The sequence below is a fragment of the Streptomyces goshikiensis genome (assembly GCF_014650555.1).
Lineage (GTDB): Bacteria > Actinomycetota > Actinomycetes > Streptomycetales > Streptomycetaceae > Streptomyces > Streptomyces goshikiensis.
On sequence record NZ_BMVE01000005.1, the window covers coordinates 521,805 to 537,664 of the forward strand.

The following is a 15,860-nucleotide window of genomic DNA, read 5'->3' on the forward strand; positions in this document are numbered from 1 at the left end:
CACAATCGCGCCGCCCCCCACAGCCGAACCCACGCCCGGACACCCGTATGTGTGAAGCACGGTTGGTCGTGTTGTTCGCCGGAAGTGCGAAAACTAGCTTCCTCCCCGGAGGTGACGCACGGGTATCGAGATCCCCCTGACACACCGGGTCGAGCCCGATGGGTCACGGGCCGCCGCTACCAGCACCAGCCATCACGTTCAGGGAGGTAGACCCACCGATGGCTACGTTTTCCGCAGGACAGCAGATCCACCGCGCCGTGCCTCCTCAGCGGCGCGCTCTGGAATCCGCGGGAGCAGACACGCCCCGGATCGGGCACGAAACGGCCCGCGGACGCCACGTCCCACCTGTGGCCCCGAGCGGAGAACATGTGCGAGAGGAGACCGTCGGCGGTTCACCTGCCGCAGACGGCGACACCTTCCGGCCCGCAGAGGCCGGGGAGACGCCGCGTGAGCGGCACCCATCCGTATTCGTCCTCGACCGGCACGGGGCCCCGCTGCAGCCGTGCCACCCGGCCAGAGCCCGGAAAATCCTGGGCAAGGGCCGGGCGGTCGTGGCCCGCCACACGCCGTTCGTCATCCGCCTCAAGGACCGCACGATCGCCGAATCGACGGTGGAGGGGGTTGAACTGGGCATCGACCCCGGTTCGCGGCATACGGGCATCGCGGTGTTCACCGCCACCGGTGGGGAGCGGCGCGGCCGGTTCGCCGTACGGCTCGACCACCGCGGCGCGCAGATCCGCAGGAAATTGCAGCAGAAGTCGGATTTCCGGCGTGGTCGACGCACTCGGAACCTCCGCTACCGTGCGCCGCGCCACGACAACCGAGCGCGCCGCGAGGGCTGGCTCGCGCCGTCCCTGCGACATCGTGTCGACACCACGGTCGCGTGGGTGGACCGCCTGGCCCGCTGGGCGCCCGTCACAGCGGTGCATGTGGAAAGCGTGGCGTTCGACACCCACGCCATCAGCTCCGGCGGCCCTCTGGAAGGCGCCGAGTACCAGCACGGCACCTTGCACGGCACGGAGGTCCGGGAGTACCTCCGCACCAAGTGGAAGCGGGCATGCGGCTACTGCGGCGCCACTGGTGCTCCGCTGAACGTCGACCACGTCCGGCCCACGTCCAGGGGCGGCTCCGACCGCGTTTCCAACCTCGTCCTGGCTTGCGTTCCCTGCAACCAGGAAAAGACGAACCGGCCCGTGGAGGAATTCGCCCGTGCCAAGACCCGAGCCGCTCGGATCCTCGCGCAGGCCAAAGTTCCGTTGAGGGACGCCGCGGCCGTCAATGCCACGCGCTGGGCGTTGCGGCGGGCCTTGGAGGCCCGGCTGCCCACCCATGGCGCCTCCGGCGGCCGGACCAGGTGGAACCGGATCCGCAACCATCTGCCGAAGACCCACACCCTTGACGCCCTCGCCGTGGGGGAGTTGGGCGCGGTGACCGAGACCGTCAACCGTGTACTGATCGCCGGGTGCACCGGGCGTGGCACACATGCCCGGACCCGCAGCGACGCGTACGGGTTCCCCCGCCTGCGCCTGCCCAGGCGGAAGCGATTCTTCGGTTTCATGACCGGTGATCTGGTCCGCGCCTGCGTCCCCGACGGCAAGAACGCCGGCACCCACACCGGGCGGGTCGCCGTGCGGGCCAGTGGCTCGTTCGCTGTCCGCACCCAGTCCGGGTTGTTCACCGCCCGCCACACACGTTTTCGACTCCTCCAACGAGCCGACGGATACGCCTACCAGGCCACCTCCGAAGGACGGCCCGGGTACCTCGTACCCAGGCCCTAGGCGTGGTCGACCCCGGCTCGTCCCCGCCCTTCGAAGGCGGTTGTCCGACGCATGAAAGGTGCTCGATGACCACGTTGACCGCGACGGCCCCGTTCACCATCGCCGCGGACGGGTCCTACGCGGCCCGGCTGGCCGGGGACGGCGAGGCGCGCTATCCGGAGCGCTGGACCCTGGCCGGGCCCGAGCCGTACGCGGTGCCGTTGCCGCTCGCGCAGCCCGAGGAGGCGGACAGCGAGGTGCTGCCGCTGGCCGACGGGCGGGTGCTGATCCACCGCCGGGTGGCGGAGCGGCACGCGTTCGCCCTGCTGTATCCGACGGGCGGCGGCAGTGCCGCCACCGGGCCGCGGACCGGGGAACTGCCGCTGGGCACGGTCGACCCGGAGGGGGCGGACGGTACGGAGGTACGGGTCCGCCTGCTGCCGCCGTCCCCGGACGGGCGCGGGGCGTTCGCCCTGGCGGTGGGTGCGCGGGTGAGCACCGTCTGGCGGATCACCGGGGGCGGCTTCGGGCCCGAGCGGGTCGCCCTGATCCCCGGCCGCTGCTCCGGCGGGGTCTGGCTGGACCGGACGGGCCGGCTGCTGGCCCTGGACCGCGAACTCGACGGGCGCACCAAGGCCGTCGCGGTGGATCTGGGCCGGGGCGGCGAGGTCTCCGCGCTGCTCCAGATCGCGGAGGCCAGCGACGACCGGCTGCTGCTGGCCGACCCCGACAGCGGGCTGCTGCTGATCGGCTCGGACGCCCCGGGCGAACCGCGGATCGGCTGGGGGGTGCTGGGCAGTTCGCTGCCGGTCCGCTTCCCCGAGTGCCTGCGGGGCGCGGTGGCCTCGCCGTTCGCGGTGCAGCCGGGGCAGGCCCTGATGCCCGAGACCTGCGCGGTCGCGCTGCGGCTGGAGGACGGCGGCCTCGGGCTGTGGCGTCCCGCCGACCGGCTCGTCTTCCGGCTGCCCGCGCCGGTCGGCTGGCTCGGGGGTACGGGCCTGTGGACGCGGGAGGGGCGGCTGCACCTCCCGTACGCCACCGCCGACGTGCCGTGCGGCCTCATGACCCTGGGGATGCCGTCGGCCCCGACGCCCCCGGTCCGGCTCGACCCGCCCCCGCCCCCGCCGGCCGCGCCGGCCGCGCCGCGGCCGATCCCGCTCCAGCAGGCCCCGCTGCGGTGACGGGGGCGGCGGGGGCCGGCTAGTCGTGCTTGAGGCCCAGCACCTCCGCCGCGGCGAAGGTCTCTCCGGCCGGGCGGGACGCGTAGTGCGGGGTGAGCAGCCCGTCGAGTTCTTCGTAGGAGAAGGCCTCCTTGGCGGTGTCGAACTTGGCCGCCACCCTGGGGCGTTCCATGACGACCACGATCCCGCCGTGCACGACGAACAGCTGTCCGTTGGCCCCGGCCGCGGCCGGGGAGGCCAGGTAGCCGACCAGCGGGGCGACGTGCTCGGGGGCGAGGGCGTCGAGCTTGCCCTCCTCGGGGACCTGGAATCCGGCGAAGACGTCCTCGGTCATCCGGGTGCGGGCGCGCGGGCAGATGGCGTTCGCCGTCACCCCGTACTTGGCGAGCGCGAGGGCGGTGGAGGTGGTGAGGCCGACGATGCCGCCCTTGGCCGCCGCGTAGTTCGGCTGGCCGGCCGAACCGCCGAGGAAGGCTTCCGAGGAGGTGTTGACGATCCGGCCGTAGACCGGGCCGCCCGCCGCCTTGGAGCGCTCCCGCCAGTGCGCGGAGGCGAAGTGCGTGGTGTTGAAGTGGCCCTTGAGGTGGACCCGGATGACCGAGTCCCATTCCTCCTCCGACATGGAGAAGACCATCCGGTCGCGCAGGATGCCCGCGTTGTTGACCAGGACGTCCAGCTTGCCGAAGCGGGAGACGGCCAGAGCGACCAGCTCCCGCGCCTGCTCGAAGTCGGCCACGTCACCGAGGTGCGCCACCGCCTGCCCGCCCGCGGCGCGGATCTCCTCGGCGACCTCCTCGGCCGGGGCGGCCGAGGCCTCCCCGGAGCCGTCGCGGCCGCTCTGGCCGAAGTCGTTGACGACCACGCTCGCACCGAGCCTCGCGAGTTCGACCGCCTCGGCCCGGCCGAGGCCGCGGCCCGCGCCCGTGACGATGGCGCTGAGCCCCTCAAGTGGCAGTGACATCTACCGGATTCCTCTCAGAGTTCGATGCAGGTGCGCAGGGCGACGCCCGTACGCATCTGGTCGAGGGCGTCGTTGATCTCGGCGAGGTGCACCCGGTGGGTGATCAGGCCCGCCAGGTCCACCCGGCCGGCCCGCCAGAGGGCGATGGTGCGCTCGTAGGAGCGCAGTACGTCGCCGCCCCCGTACATCGACGGCAGGATCTTCTTCTCGTCGAAGAACAGCGAGAACATGTTGATCGAGTAGTTGTCGTCGAGCGCGCCCGCGCCGACCACGACCACCGAGCCGCCGCGCCGGGTCATCTCGTACGCGGTCTGGGTGGTCGCGGACTTGCCGACGACCTCGAAGACGTAGTCGAAGCCCTCGCCCGCGGTGATCCGGTTCTTGGCGTCGGCGAAGTCCTCGGGCGCGACGGCCTCGGTGGCACCGAAGCGCAGGGCCGCCTCGCGCCGGGAGGCGACCGGGTCGACGGCGATGATCTGCGCGGCGCCCCGGACCTTGGCGCCCTGGATGACGGAGATGCCGACGCCGCCGCAGCCGATGACGGCGACGGAGGAACCGGTCTCCACCTGGGCGGTGTTGATGGCCGCGCCGAGTCCGGTGGTGACCCCGCAGCCGATCAGGGCGGCGATGTCGTAGGGGAGGTCGTCGGGGATGGGGACGGCGCAGGCCGCCGGGACCACCATCTCCTCGGCGAAGGTGCCGGTGCCGGCGAAGCCGAAGATGTCGGTGCCGGTTCCGGTGCGGCGGAAGTTGGGGGTGGCCACGTTCCCGAAGGCCTCCAGGCACAGGTGGCCCTGGCCGCGCTTGCAGGCGGGGCAGTGTCCGCACGGCGGCAGCCAGCAGACGAGGACCCGGTCGCCGATCCGGTGGGTGGTGACCCCGTCGCCGACGTCCACGATCTCGCCGGAGCCCTCGTGGCCTGGGATGAAGGGGGCGGGCTGCGGCAGTACGCCGCTCATCGCGGAGAGGTCGGAGTGGCACAGGCCGGTGGCCCTGATGCGGATCCTGACCTTGCCGGGGCCGAAGCCCACGGCCTCCATGTCCTCGACGACCTCTAGCTTGTCCTGGCCTATCTCGCTCTGCAGTGCTGCGCGCACGGTGCGGCTCCTTGTCTCCGTGGCTGCTGGGGTTACGCGTGTTCGACGACGGTGTCGGCGAGGACCGGCGCGTCGTCCCGCTCGACGGCGGTCACCGAGACCTGTACGCGGCCGGGCTCCTGCCACATCCGCACGCGCAGGGTCTCGCCGGGGAAGACGATCCCGGCGAAGCGGGTGCGGTAGGCGCGGACGCGGGAGACGTCCCCGCCGAGCGCCGTGTCGACGACGGCCTTGAGGGTCATGCCGTACGAGCACAGGCCGTGCAGGATGGGCCGGTCGAAGCCCGCGAGCTTGGCGAACTCGGGGTCGGCGTGGAGCGGGTTCCAGTCGCCGGAGAGGCGGTAGAGCAGGGCCTGCTCCTCGCGGATGTGGCGTTCCTCGACCCGGTCGGGGGCGCGCTGGGGCAGCTCGTTCCGCACGGAGGGCCCGCGTTCGCCGCCGAAGCCGCCCTCCCCCTTGACGAAGATCTGCGCGTCGGAGGTCCACAGCGGCCCGTCGGGGTCCGCGACCTCGGTGCGGAGCACGATGACGGCCGCCTTGCCCTTGTCGTAGACGGCGGCGACCTTGGCGGAGGAGGTGGCCCGGCCCTTGACGGGGATGGGGCGGTGCAGCTCGATGGACTGGCCGCCGTGCAGGACGGCGGCGAGGTTCACGTCGATCCCGGGGGCGGCGAGGCCGCCGAGCATGGCCATGCCGGCGCCGGCGACGGTCGCGAAGCTGGGGAGGACGTGGAGCTTGGACTCCAGGGTGTAGCGCAGCTCGTCGGGGTCGGTGGCGGGCAGGCCCGCGCCGAGGCCGAGGTGGTAGAGCTGGATGTCCTTGTGGTCCCAGGCGATGTCCCCTTGGCGGGGGGCGGCGGCGAGGGCCTTGGCGGCATCGATCGGCATTGAGGATGCGGCTCCTTGTCTTGGAAGACCTCGGTGCGGCCGTCCGCACCGTCGGCCACACCGAGGTCGTCTGCGGAACCGGCCCGCCTTCTAGAACGCGTTCTAGGTTGGGCCGGTGAAGGCATGTATAACGCACGCCCCAGCACTTGGGAAGACAGCCGGACGGACTGCTGACTTCACGTCAGATCGGGCCGTGGGGGGCGCGGGGGCCTACCCTGGCGGGGTGGATGAAATGCCCGTTACGCACCGTACCGCCCGATCCCTTCGGGTACTGCTGCACCCGCCGAACCCGCCGCTGGCGGTACGTCTCGGACTCCAGCCGGACCTGGAGGTGGTGCCCTCCTCAATGGCCCGGCCGGCGGTGGCCCTGGTCGAGGAGCTCGCGGAGGTCGGGGAGGTCCTGGCGGACGACCCGGAATGCCGGGTCCTGCTGATGACGGGCTCGGCGCACCCGGGCCTCGCGCAGGCGGCGGTCGCCGCGGGCGCGGCGGGCCTGGTGCTGCGCGACGGGCCGATCGAGGACCTGGCCGATGCCATTCGCCGGGCCGCCCGCGGCGAACCAGCCACCGACCCCTCCCTCACCACCCCCTGACACCCCACCGCCCCCGCCGGCGCACCTCCAGCCCCGCCGGCGCTTGAGGCGCAGGGCCCGGGGGCCGACCCCCGACACCTCCGCCACCTCCAGCCCCGCCGGCGTTTGAGGCACGGGGGTCCGGGGGCCGACCCCCGGCAGCGGCGCCGCGCGCACCCACGGCCGGTCGCTGCGCGGGCTATCTCCCCGCCCCGCCCTTCCACCTCCCCCAGACTTCGTCCGGGGGGACCCCCACCTGGGCTCCGCCCAGACCCGCGCCTCAAACGCCGGCGAGGCTGGATCGCGCCCCGGCGGGGCTGGAGGCGGCGCCGGCTGGGCTGGGTGCGCCGGCCGGGCTGGAGGTGGTGCCGGCGGGGCTGGAGCGTGCCGGCCGGGCTGAGGTGCGCCGGCCAGGCGGCGGCCGGAGGAGCCGGGAGGCTAGCGGTGGAGGAGGGTTACTACGGCCGCGCCGCCGAGGCCTATGTTGTGGGCCAGGGCAACCCTCGCGTTCGGGACCTGCCGCGGCCCCGCCTCCCCCCGCAGCTGCCACGTCAGCTCGGCCGTCTGCGCCAGCCCCGTCGCCCCCAGCGGGTGCCCCTTCGAGATGAGCCCGCCCGAGGGGTTGACCACCCACCGCCCGCCGTACGTCGTGGCCCCGCTCTCCACCAGCTTCCCCGACGCCCCCTCCCCGCACATCCCCAACGCCTCGTACGTCAGCAGCTCGTTGATCGAGAAGCAGTCGTGCAGCTCGATCACGTCGACGTCCTCGATGCCCAGCCCCGACGCCGAGAAAACGGCCCGCGCCGCCGCCGCCGTCATCGGCTTGCCGACCACGTCGATGCAGGAGCCGGAGTCGAAGGAGGCCGCCGTGTCCGTCGTCATCGCCTGCCCGACGATCTCGACCGCCTTGTCGTGCAGCCCGTGCCGGACCACGAACCGCTCCGACACCACCACCGCCGCGGCCGCCCCGTCCGAGGTCGGCGAGCACTGGAGCTTGGTGAGCGGGGCGTGGATCTCCTTCGCCGCCAGGATCTCCTCCACCGTGTACACGTCCTGGAACTGCGCGTTCGGGTTGTTCGCCGAGTGCCGGTGGTTCTTCGCGCCCACCATCGCCAGCTGCGCGGCCGTCGTCCCGTACCGCTCCATGTGCTCCCGGGCCGCGTTCCCGAAGATCTGCGCGGTCGGCGGCGACATCTCGAAGCCGTGTCCGGCGGCCATGATCCCGTAGTGCCGGGCGACCGGGGAGGTCTTGAAGTCGCCGCCGTCGGCGCCGCCCCCCAGCGCACCCCGCTTCATCTTCTCGAAGCCCAGCGCGAGCACGCAGTCGCTGATCCCGCCCTCCACGAACTGCCGCGCCATCATCAGCGCCGTCGAGCCCGTCGCACAGTTGTTGTTCACGTTGTAGACGGGAACCCCGGACAGCCCCAGTTCGTACGCCGCCCGCTGCCCGGCCGTGGACGCCTGGAAGCAGTACCCCACCGGCACCTGCTCGACCTGGTCGTAGGTGATGCCCGCGTCGGCCAGCGCCGCACCCCCGGCCTCCCTGGCCATGTCCCAGTACTGCCAGTCCCGCGATTCCGGCTTCTCGAACTTCGTCATGCCGACACCGACGACGTACGACTTCATGCCCTTCATGCCTGATGACTCCTAGTCCCTGGGAAGGCCGAGGATCCGCTCGGCGACGACGTTCAGCTGGACCTGGGTGGTGCCTCCGGCGATGGTCAGGCAGCGGGACATGAGCATCCCGTGCACCGCCCGCTCCCCCACCCCCTCCCGTACCGCGCCCGCCGGGCCCAGCAGTTCGAGCGCGAGTTCCGCGGTCCGCTGCTGGTGCGGGGTCTGTACGAGCTTGCGGACGGAGGCGCCCGCGCCCGGCTCCAGTCCCGACACCTGCGAGAGCGTGGTGCGCAGCCCGATGCAGGCCAGCGCGTGCGCCTCGGCGGCCAGCGCCCCGATCCGCGCGCGCCCGGCCCCGTCCAGGTCGGCGGAGCGGGCGATCAGCGCCTCCAGCCCCGTGTCGAAGGTCATCTGGTCGGCCATGTGGACGCGTTCGTTGCCGAGGGTGTTGCGCGCGACCTGCCAGCCGCCGTCGGCGGCGCCGACCAGCGCGTCCGCCGGGAGCGGGACGTCGTCGAAGTACACCTCGTTGAAGAGGGCCTCGCCGGTGATCTCCTTCAGCGGCCGGATGTCGATCCCGGGGGTCCGCTTCATGTCGACGACGAAGTAGCCGAGGCCCTTGTGCTTGGGCGCGGCCGGGTCGGTGCGGGCGAGCAGGATCCCGAAGTCGGCGGTGTGCGCGGAACTCGTCCACACCTTCTGTCCGTTGACCAGCCAGCCGCCCTCCTCTGTGCGCTCGGCGCGGGTGCGCAGCGAGGCCAGGTCGGAGCCCGCGTCGGGCTCGGAGAAGAGCTGGCACCAGGTCAGTTCTCCGCGCAGGGTGGGGAGTACGTACGCCTCCTGCTGTGCCGGGGTGCCGTAGGCGAGCAGCGAGGGGATTACCCAGGTGGCGATCCCGAGGTCGGCGATCCTGACCCCGGCGGCGCGCAGCTCCTGCTGGATGACGAGCTGTTCGGCGGGGTCCGCGCCGAGGCCGTACGGGGGCGGGAGGTAGGGGGCCGCGTATCCGGTCGGGGCGAGGATCCGGCGGGCGGCGGCCGGGTCGAGGCCCCGGGCGTCCTCGGCGGCGGCGCGGGCCTTGGCCCGGTGGGTCTCGGCGTGCGCGGGGAGTTCGAGCCGGAGTTCGCGGCGGGCGCCGGCCGCCGCGAGCCGGACGGCGCGCAGCCGGTGTCCGTCGCCGGGGCCGAGGAGCTGGCGTGCGACGAGGGCCCGGCGCAGCAGGATGTGGGCGTCGTGTTCCCAGGTGAAGCCGATGCCGCCGAGGATCTGGATGCAGTCCTTGGCGCAGGAGTAGGCGGCGTCGAGTGCGGTGCCGGCGGCGAGGGCGGCGACGAGCGAGCGGACGTCGGGGGTCTCGTCCATGCCGTTCGCGGCGTCCCAGGCGAGCGCCCGGGCCTGTTCGAGGCGGACGAGCATGTCGGCGCAGAGGTGTTTGACGCCCTGGAAGCGTCCGATGGGCCGGCCGAACTGCTCGCGCACCTTGGCGTGTTCGGCGGCGGTGTGCAGCGCGCGGGCGGCGGTGCCGCAGGCGTCGGCGGCGAAGAGGGCGCAGGCCAGGTCCCGTACCAGGGCGGCGTCCAGTGCGAGGAGCCGGCCGGGTGCGACGGTGACGCCGCGGGCCCGCACCTCGGCGGTGGGGCGGGTCGGGTCGGCGCTCTCGTGGGTGCGGATGTCCAGCGCGGCGGCGTCCACGGCGAACCAGCGGGTGCCGTGCGCGGCTTCGGCGGCGAGGAGCACGAGGTCGGCCTCCCCGGCGCCGAGCACGGGCGGCGCGGCGCCGTCGAGGAGGTGTCCGCCGCCTTCGACGGCGACGGCGGTCATGCCGCCGGGCCCGAGGGCCACCGCCGCGGTGCGCCCGTCGAGCGGCGGCGCCCCGGCCCGGTCCAGCAGTACGGAGGCCAGCGCGCTCGGCAGGTACCCGCCGGGCAGCGCCGCCCGGGCGGCTTCCTCGACCACCACGGCGAGGTCGAGGAGGGTGCCGCCGTCCAGGTGCGGGGTGAGCAGTCCGGATTCGGTGAGCGCGTCCCAGTAGGCGGGGCGGGTTCCGGTCCGTGGCGGGGCGTCGAGCAGTTTGCGCACCTCCTCGGGAGGTACGGTCCGCGCCAGCCAGCCGCGTACCGCGTCGGCCAGTTCCCGTTGCTCCTGCGTGATGCCGATGCCCATACGGATCCCTGTCGCCTTCTCGGTGTCCGTGCCCCCTGGTCGCCGGTCAGACTAGAACACGTTCCATTCTGACGGAAGGTCAGATCACTCGCGACGTTTCCGGACATGGCCGAAAATCGCTCTAGCTCCCGTTCATGCAGAATGATCGAATCGGTGACGCACCGTCGCCGGCAATTCACTCTCGGAATGGAAGTCGACACGTGAGCGCCCTGACATTTGTGGACCTTCACAGACAAGTCTCCGCGGATATCGACGCGGAGATGGAACTCGCTCTCGATCAGCTCGGCCCGGCATCGGAGGCGGTCAAGGCCTCGGTCGTCAAACTCCTGCGCCACCAAAGGCTCCGGCATCCGCTCTCCGTCCTGCCGATGCTGGTGCACGGCGTCGAGACGGGCACCCTCCGGCCGGCCCTGCCCATATCCGCCCTGCACGTGCTGTGGTGGACCTCGGCCTGCTTTCTCGACGACCTCGCCGACGGCCACGGCGCACCGCTCTCCGCCGGGCTCACCCAGAACGAGGCGGTGCTCGCCTCCGTCATCAGCGGCACGATCCTGCCGCTGCGGATCATCCACTCGATCCCGGCCCCCGCCCCGGTCCACAGCGCCCTGACCGCCGAGATCGCCACCGGCTGGACCGTCGGCACCGAGGGCCAGCTGCGCGACATCCGCGCCGACGCGGACAACGCCACCCGGAAATCGGTGATCGCGGCCTACCGGGGGAAATCCGGCGGCCCGTTCTCGATGATCACGGCAATGGCGGCGATATTGTCCGGCGCGCACCCCGGGAGAATCGCGCGGTGGCGCGAGTTCGGTTATGTCTTCGGCATCCTGTGGCAGATGTTCAACGACCAGGAGGACATTCTCTCCGGCCGGGGCGAAGACCTTCTCAACGGCACCGTCACCTATCTGCTCACGTGCGCGCTCGACGACGCCTCACCGGAATCCCGCGCACACCTCCTGAACCTGCGGACCGCCGCGCGCGCGTGCCCGCGGGCGCGCGCGGAACTGACCGGCCTGCTGCTCGACCGCCCCGTTCTCGACCGGTTCCGCGAAGACCTCGACGGATTCCGCGGCGAGGCGCTGCGCATTCTGGACGGACTCGGCGGTGACGCGATCCAGGCGGGCGTCCTGCGCCGCCTCGTCGACGACTCGGCCCGGCTGCTGCTGGAGCCGGCACCCGCCCCGGCGGTGGCGGTCCCCGCGTAACGGCGCCCTCGCGGCAGCACGCGCGGGGACGGCCCGGGACCCGGACGCGACGCCTACCGGGCGGTAGGGCAGCATGGCCCCCACCAGCAGCCCAGGAGGAACCCATGGCCCCCGCCACCCCCAAGCCGGAGACCCTCGCCGCCTTCGAGGCCGCCAAGGGCTTCATGCCGGCACGCGAGGGCCTCGCCCTGTACGCGGCCGCCGTCTCGGCGGCGGCCCTCGGGCTGCCCCTCCTGGAGGTCGGCACCTACTGCGGGCGCTCCACCCTCCTGCTCGCCGACGCGGCCCGCGAGGCCGGGGTCCCGGCGATCACCGTCGACCACCACCGCGGCAGCGAGGAGCAGCAGCCGGGCTGGGAGTACCACGACCCGACCGTCGTGGACCCGGAGATCGGCCTGATGGACACCCTGCCGACCTTCCGCCGCACCCTCCACAAGGCGGGTCTGGAAGACCACGTCATCGCGGTCGTGGGCCGCTCCCCGCAGGTCGCCGCCGCCTGGGGCGGCCCGCTCGGCTTCGTCTTCATCGACGGCGGCCACACCGACGAGCACGCCACCGGCGACTACGAGGGCTGGGCCCCGCACCTCGCCGAGGGCGGGACGCTCGTCATCCACGACGTGTTCCCGGACCCGGCCGACGGCGGCCAGGCCCCGTACCGGATCTACCTGCGCGCCCTGGCCTCCGGCGCCTTCGAGGAGATCTCGGTCACCGACTCGCTCCGGGTGCTGCGCCGTACCGGCTCCGGCATCTGACCGGCGCCCGCCCCCGGTCAGCGGCGCGGACCGGGGGCCCGGTCATCCATCCGGGCACATGATCCGATCATCGCACCACGCCCCCGGATGGCCCACGATCCGGACCGGCGGCGGACGGGCGGTCTAGCATCGCGAGGTGCGCTACGACGACAGCCCCCCGCCCCCCGAGTCCGCCGCATCGGTCAGCCCGGACCCGCCCTGGTACGCCCGGCGCTCCACCCTCGCCGTCGCGGTGGCCGCCCTGGCCCCGACCGCGCTGGCCGGGTGGGTGCTCACCCAGGTCCTGACCGGCTCCGGCCCCGGCGGACAGCCGCCGCAGCCCAAGGCGCTGCCCGCCTCCCACACGACGGGGGCCGGCGCCCGCGGCGCCGGGGACGCGAAGGCCAGTACGGCCACGCCCTCCCCCGCCGCGCCGGACTCTGCTTCCGCCTCCGCCTCCACCTCCGCGCCCGCGGCGCCCGCCAAGGGCCCGCTCGCCGGCCGGACCGTGGTCATCGACCCCGGCCACAACACCGGTAACTTCAAGCACACTTCCGAGATCGACCGGCAGGTGGACATCGGCACCAACCGCAAGGAGTGCGACACCACCGGCACCACCACCAACTCGGGTTACATGGAAGCCGAGTTCACCCTCGACGTGTCCCGCCGGACGCGCGCCCTCCTGGAGTCCAAGGGCGCCAAGGTGGTCTTCACCCACGACGCCGACCGCCCCTGGGGCCCCTGCATCGACGAGCGGGCCCGGATCGGCAACGAGGCGAAGGCGGACGCGGTGGTCTCCGTCCACGCGGACGGCGTCTCCGCCGGGAACCGCGGCTTCCACGTCATCCTCCCGGCCACGGTCAAGGGCGGCGCGGCGGACACCTCGAAGATCGTCGGGCCCTCCCGGGACCTGGGCGAGCGGATCGCGGGGAACTTCGCCCGCAGCACCGGATCCGCCCCGGCCAACTACCTGGGCAGCGGCACCGGGTTGGTGGTCCGGGACGATCTCGGCGGTCTCAATCTGTCGACCCGGCCCAAGGTGTTCATCGAATGCGGCAACATGCGTGACGCCAAGGACGCGGCGCAGCTGACGAGTCCGGAGTGGCGGCAGAAGGCCGCGGAAGGCATCACGAACGGCATCGTCGGGTTCCTCGGCGGGTAGTCCCCCGGGGACCGCCCGCCGCCCCCGACCCCTCCGGTCGCGGCAGACGTCCGTACCATGGTGCCGCCCGCCCCGCTCCAGGCAAGACGCGCGACTGCGGCACCACGAGACGACCGAGACCGAGAAGGACACCGACGAAGTGAATATCCGCTCCCTCACACGAGGAGACGGCGTGGTGATCGGAGCAGCGGTGCTGCTGTTCATCGCCTCGTTGCTCGACTTCTACTCCGCCGACGGCGTCGACCTGCCCAGCGTCTGGGACACCGACGTCTACCACCTGGCCCTCCCCACGGTCTTCCTGACCGCGTTCGTCGCGGCCGGCCTGCTCGTCGGCTCCCGCTTCCTGCCGCAGGGCCGGGGGCTCGCGGGCGTTCCGCTGCCGGCGTGGGGCACCGTGCTCGCCGTCTCCTCCGTGTGGGCCGCACTGTGGTCCCTGATCACCTGCCCCAGCACCTTCGACCTGGGTGCCGGCGCCGTCATCTCCTTCCTCGCCACCCTGGCGATCGCCGGTGTGGCCATCGCGGGCCCGAAGATCCCGGCGCTCGCCGGCCAGCTGATCCCGGACCCGGCGCCCGCCGCCCCCGCCGCGGCCTTCGGCTCCCAGCCCCAGCCGGGCAGCGGTTACGGCTACCCGGGCGGCCAGCAGCCGCAGCCGTACGGGGCGACCCCCCAGCCGGTCCCGCCGTACGGCGGCCAGCCCGCCGCCCACGAGCCGGCCCCGGCTCCGGCCCCCGCCGCCCACGAGGCGCCCGCGGCCGACTTCACCCCCTTCTGGTTCGCGGTCCCGGTGGCCCGCCCCCTCTTCGCCGAGGACGGCTCCTCCAGCCCGATCGCCGAGCTCGCCCCGGGCACCTGGTACCTGGCCGTGGAACAGCGCGGCCAGTCCGCGCTGATCGCCCAGACCCAGGACGGCCGTCGCGGCGTCCTGAACGACACCTCGGGCATCCAGCGCGGCTGACGCCCCGCTCGACGCGCGCATCGACGGCCCCCCGCCCTTCCGGGCGGGGGGCCGTTGCCCTAGAGTCACCTGACGCATCGTCAGATACGGCTTCGCGGAGGGGACCGTACATGCGCCTCGGACTCGCACTCGGCTACTGGGGCCGCGGCCCCCATCCGTCCCACCTCGACCTCGCCACCGAGGCCGAGAACCTCGGCTACCACTCGGTGTGGACCGCCGAGGCCTGGGGCTCGGACGCCTTCACCCCGCTGACCTGGATCGCCGCGCACACCTCGCGGATCCGGCTCGGCACCGCCATCGCGCAGATGTCCGCCCGCACCCCGACCGCCACCGCCATGCACGCCCTCACCCTGGACCACCTCTCCGGCGGCCGCATGATGCTCGGCCTCGGCCTGTCCGGGCCACAGGTCGTCGAGGGCTGGTACGGGCGCCCCTTCCCCGCGAGCCCGCTCACCGCGACCCGGGAGTACGTGGACGTGGTCCGCCAGGTGCTGCGCCGCGAGGGCCCCGTCGCGCTGGAGGGCCGCTTCCACCAGCACCCGTACCGCGGCGCGGACGGCACCGGCCTCGGCAAGCCCCTCAAGCCCATCACCCACCCGCTGCGGGCGGACCTGCCGGTCCTGCTCGGCGCGGAGGGCCCGAAGAACATCGCCCAGACCACCCGGATCGCGGACGGCTGGCTCCCGCTCTACTGGTCGCCGACCCGCACGGACGTCTACCGGGCCTCGCTCACCGGCCTCCCCGAGGGGTTCATGATCGCCCCGATGGCCCGGGCCAAGGTCTGCGACGACGTCGCCGAGGGGCTGCTCCCCGTCAAGGCGATGCTCGGCTTCTACATCGGCGGCATGGGCCACGCGGCCCGCAACTTCCACGCCGACCTGATGGCCCGCATGGGGTACGAGGAGGAGGCCCGCCGGATCCAGGAGCTGTTCCTCGCCGGCCGCAAGGAGGAGGCCGTGCTCGCCGTCCCGGACGCGTTCGCCGACGAGATCTCCCTGATCGGGCCGCGCGAACGGATCGCGGAACGCCTCGACCTCTGGCGCGCGGGCCCGGTCACGGACCTCCTGGTGACGGCCCCCGACCCGCACACCCTGCGCGTCCTGGCGGAACTGGCCGGCTAGCCGCTCTCCCCCGCGCCGTCGTCCGCCGGTACGGCCTCCAGGAGCTCCCGCAGGTCCAGTGCCATGACGGCGATCTCGATCGTCCCGCCCTCGTAGGCGCAGGCCACGATCCGCGAGCCGGGGTTGATGGACAGCCCCTCCTTCACGGACGGCGGCCGCACCCCGGTCGCCCGTACGCCCGGCAGCGCCACGGGCTCGCCCCGCCCCGGCGCCCAGCGCACCTCGCCGGCGGGGGCCGCGAACACCCGGCCCGCCCGCCAGCGCCCCGCCCCGGCCGGGTTCCGGGCCATGGCCGGGATCCCCTGGGGCAGGCCGGCGGCGGTCCGCTCGCGGTGCTTGCGGCGGATCAGCCAGCCGGTGACGGCGGCCAGGGCGGCGAGGAACACGAGCTCGATCACCCGGCCATTGAAACAGGCCGGGCCGGCGCATCCGCCGGCCCGGCCCGTTCG

Annotated in this window: 14 protein-coding genes; 8 read left to right on the plus strand and 6 right to left on the minus strand. The window is 73.3% G+C overall.

Features of this window, described 5'->3' with window-relative positions:
* Nucleotides 1-218 precede the first annotated feature (218 nt).
* A complete protein-coding gene (gene iscB, locus IE248_RS18600) occupies nt 219-1,778 on the plus strand; it encodes an RNA-guided endonuclease IscB (protein WP_190031222.1) in 1,560 nt (519 codons plus the stop codon).
* Between the two features lie 65 nt (nt 1,779-1,843).
* Nucleotides 1,844-2,938 (plus strand): hypothetical protein, encoded by a 1,095-nt coding sequence (locus IE248_RS18605; RefSeq protein ID WP_229895380.1) that lies wholly within the window; start codon nt 1,844-1,846, stop codon nt 2,936-2,938.
* Between the two features lie 19 nt (nt 2,939-2,957).
* Here the strand turns inward: IE248_RS18605 and IE248_RS18610 are convergent, their stop codons facing one another.
* The 3 genes from IE248_RS18610 to chsH3 are packed head-to-tail and all read right to left on the minus strand — an operon-like array spanning nt 2,958 to nt 5,883.
* Entirely contained in the window at nt 2,958-3,899 is a 942-nt protein-coding gene (locus IE248_RS18610; RefSeq protein ID WP_073780663.1) for a 3-oxoacyl-ACP reductase, read from the minus strand.
* Nucleotides 3,900-3,913: 14 nt separating this feature from the next.
* On the minus strand, nt 3,914-4,996 hold the full coding sequence (locus IE248_RS18615) for a Zn-dependent alcohol dehydrogenase (protein ID WP_190031183.1): 1,083 nt from the start codon (nt 4,994-4,996) through the stop codon (nt 3,914-3,916).
* A gap of 32 nt (nt 4,997-5,028) precedes the next feature.
* Complete coding sequence (chsH3, locus tag IE248_RS18620) at nt 5,029-5,883, minus strand: enoyl-CoA hydratase ChsH3 (protein WP_100583453.1); 855 nt, start codon at nt 5,881-5,883, stop codon at nt 5,029-5,031.
* 232 nt (nt 5,884-6,115) lie between these two features.
* On the opposite strand from chsH3, the gene IE248_RS18625 reads away from it, so the two are divergent.
* The gene (locus IE248_RS18625) at nt 6,116-6,475 is read left to right on the plus strand and encodes a response regulator (RefSeq protein ID WP_229895381.1); all 360 of its coding nucleotides are present in this window, start codon (nt 6,116-6,118) and stop codon (nt 6,473-6,475) included.
* A gap of 417 nt (nt 6,476-6,892) precedes the next feature.
* On the opposite strand, the gene IE248_RS18630 is transcribed toward IE248_RS18625, so the two are convergent.
* Nucleotides 6,893-8,080, minus strand: coding sequence for a lipid-transfer protein (locus IE248_RS18630; RefSeq protein ID WP_190031223.1), 1,188 nt, complete (start codon nt 8,078-8,080; stop codon nt 6,893-6,895).
* A 21-nt stretch (nt 8,081-8,101) separates the two neighbouring features.
* On the minus strand, nt 8,102-10,234 hold the full coding sequence (locus IE248_RS18635) for an acyl-CoA dehydrogenase family protein (RefSeq protein ID WP_190031185.1): 2,133 nt from the start codon (nt 10,232-10,234) through the stop codon (nt 8,102-8,104).
* Nucleotides 10,235-10,494: 260 nt separating this feature from the next.
* Here IE248_RS18635 and IE248_RS18640 point away from each other — a divergent pair, with 260 nt between their 5' ends.
* The 5 genes from IE248_RS18640 to IE248_RS18660 all read left to right on the plus strand — a co-directional run bounded on the left by IE248_RS18640 (nt 10,495) and on the right by IE248_RS18660 (nt 15,411).
* Nucleotides 10,495-11,439 carry a polyprenyl synthetase family protein gene (locus IE248_RS18640; protein WP_073796114.1) on the plus strand — a complete coding sequence of 315 codons (945 nt, stop codon included), beginning with the start codon at nt 10,495-10,497 and terminating at the stop codon, nt 11,437-11,439.
* A 104-nt stretch (nt 11,440-11,543) separates the two neighbouring features.
* Nucleotides 11,544-12,191, plus strand: a complete 648-nt coding sequence (locus tag IE248_RS18645) for a class I SAM-dependent methyltransferase (RefSeq protein WP_008743681.1) — start codon at nt 11,544-11,546, stop codon at nt 12,189-12,191.
* 136 nt (nt 12,192-12,327) lie between these two features.
* Entirely contained in the window at nt 12,328-13,332 is a 1,005-nt protein-coding gene (locus IE248_RS18650) for an N-acetylmuramoyl-L-alanine amidase (protein WP_190031186.1), read from the plus strand.
* A 139-nt stretch (nt 13,333-13,471) separates the two neighbouring features.
* Nucleotides 13,472-14,290 carry a DUF5336 domain-containing protein gene (locus IE248_RS18655; protein ID WP_073796108.1) on the plus strand — a complete coding sequence of 273 codons (819 nt, stop codon included), beginning with the start codon at nt 13,472-13,474 and terminating at the stop codon, nt 14,288-14,290.
* A 110-nt stretch (nt 14,291-14,400) separates the two neighbouring features.
* The gene (locus tag IE248_RS18660; protein WP_037797551.1) at nt 14,401-15,411 is read left to right on the plus strand and encodes an LLM class F420-dependent oxidoreductase; all 1,011 of its coding nucleotides are present in this window, start codon (nt 14,401-14,403) and stop codon (nt 15,409-15,411) included.
* Here the strand turns inward: IE248_RS18660 and IE248_RS18665 are convergent.
* Nucleotides 15,408-15,809 carry a hypothetical protein gene (locus IE248_RS18665; RefSeq protein WP_190031187.1) on the minus strand — a complete coding sequence of 134 codons (402 nt, stop codon included), beginning with the start codon at nt 15,807-15,809 and terminating at the stop codon, nt 15,408-15,410. The genes IE248_RS18660 and IE248_RS18665 overlap by 4 nt on opposite strands.
* Nucleotides 15,810-15,860 lie beyond the last annotated feature (51 nt).

Excerpts from the sequence above, each read along its gene's own strand:
- iscB (WP_190031222.1), top strand. The coding sequence starts at position 219 with ATGGCTACGTTTTCCGCAGGACAGCAGATCCACCGCGCCGTGCCTCCT.
- IE248_RS18605 (WP_229895380.1), top strand. The coding sequence starts at position 1,844 with ATGACCACGTTGACCGCGACGGCCCCGTTCACCATCGCCGCGGACGGG.
- IE248_RS18610 (WP_073780663.1), bottom strand. The coding sequence starts at position 3,899 with ATGTCACTGCCACTTGAGGGGCTCAGCGCCATCGTCACGGGCGCGGGC.
- chsH3 (WP_100583453.1), bottom strand. The coding sequence starts at position 5,883 with ATGCCGATCGATGCCGCCAAGGCCCTCGCCGCCGCCCCCCGCCAAGGG.
- IE248_RS18625 (WP_229895381.1), top strand. The coding sequence starts at position 6,116 with ATGCCCGTTACGCACCGTACCGCCCGATCCCTTCGGGTACTGCTGCAC.
- IE248_RS18630 (WP_190031223.1), bottom strand. The coding sequence starts at position 8,080 with ATGAAGTCGTACGTCGTCGGTGTCGGCATGACGAAGTTCGAGAAGCCG.
- IE248_RS18635 (WP_190031185.1), bottom strand. The coding sequence starts at position 10,234 with ATGGGCATCGGCATCACGCAGGAGCAACGGGAACTGGCCGACGCGGTA.
- IE248_RS18640 (WP_073796114.1), top strand. The coding sequence starts at position 10,495 with ATGGAACTCGCTCTCGATCAGCTCGGCCCGGCATCGGAGGCGGTCAAG.
- IE248_RS18645 (WP_008743681.1), top strand. The coding sequence starts at position 11,544 with ATGGCCCCCGCCACCCCCAAGCCGGAGACCCTCGCCGCCTTCGAGGCC.
- IE248_RS18660 (WP_037797551.1), top strand. The coding sequence starts at position 14,401 with ATGCGCCTCGGACTCGCACTCGGCTACTGGGGCCGCGGCCCCCATCCG.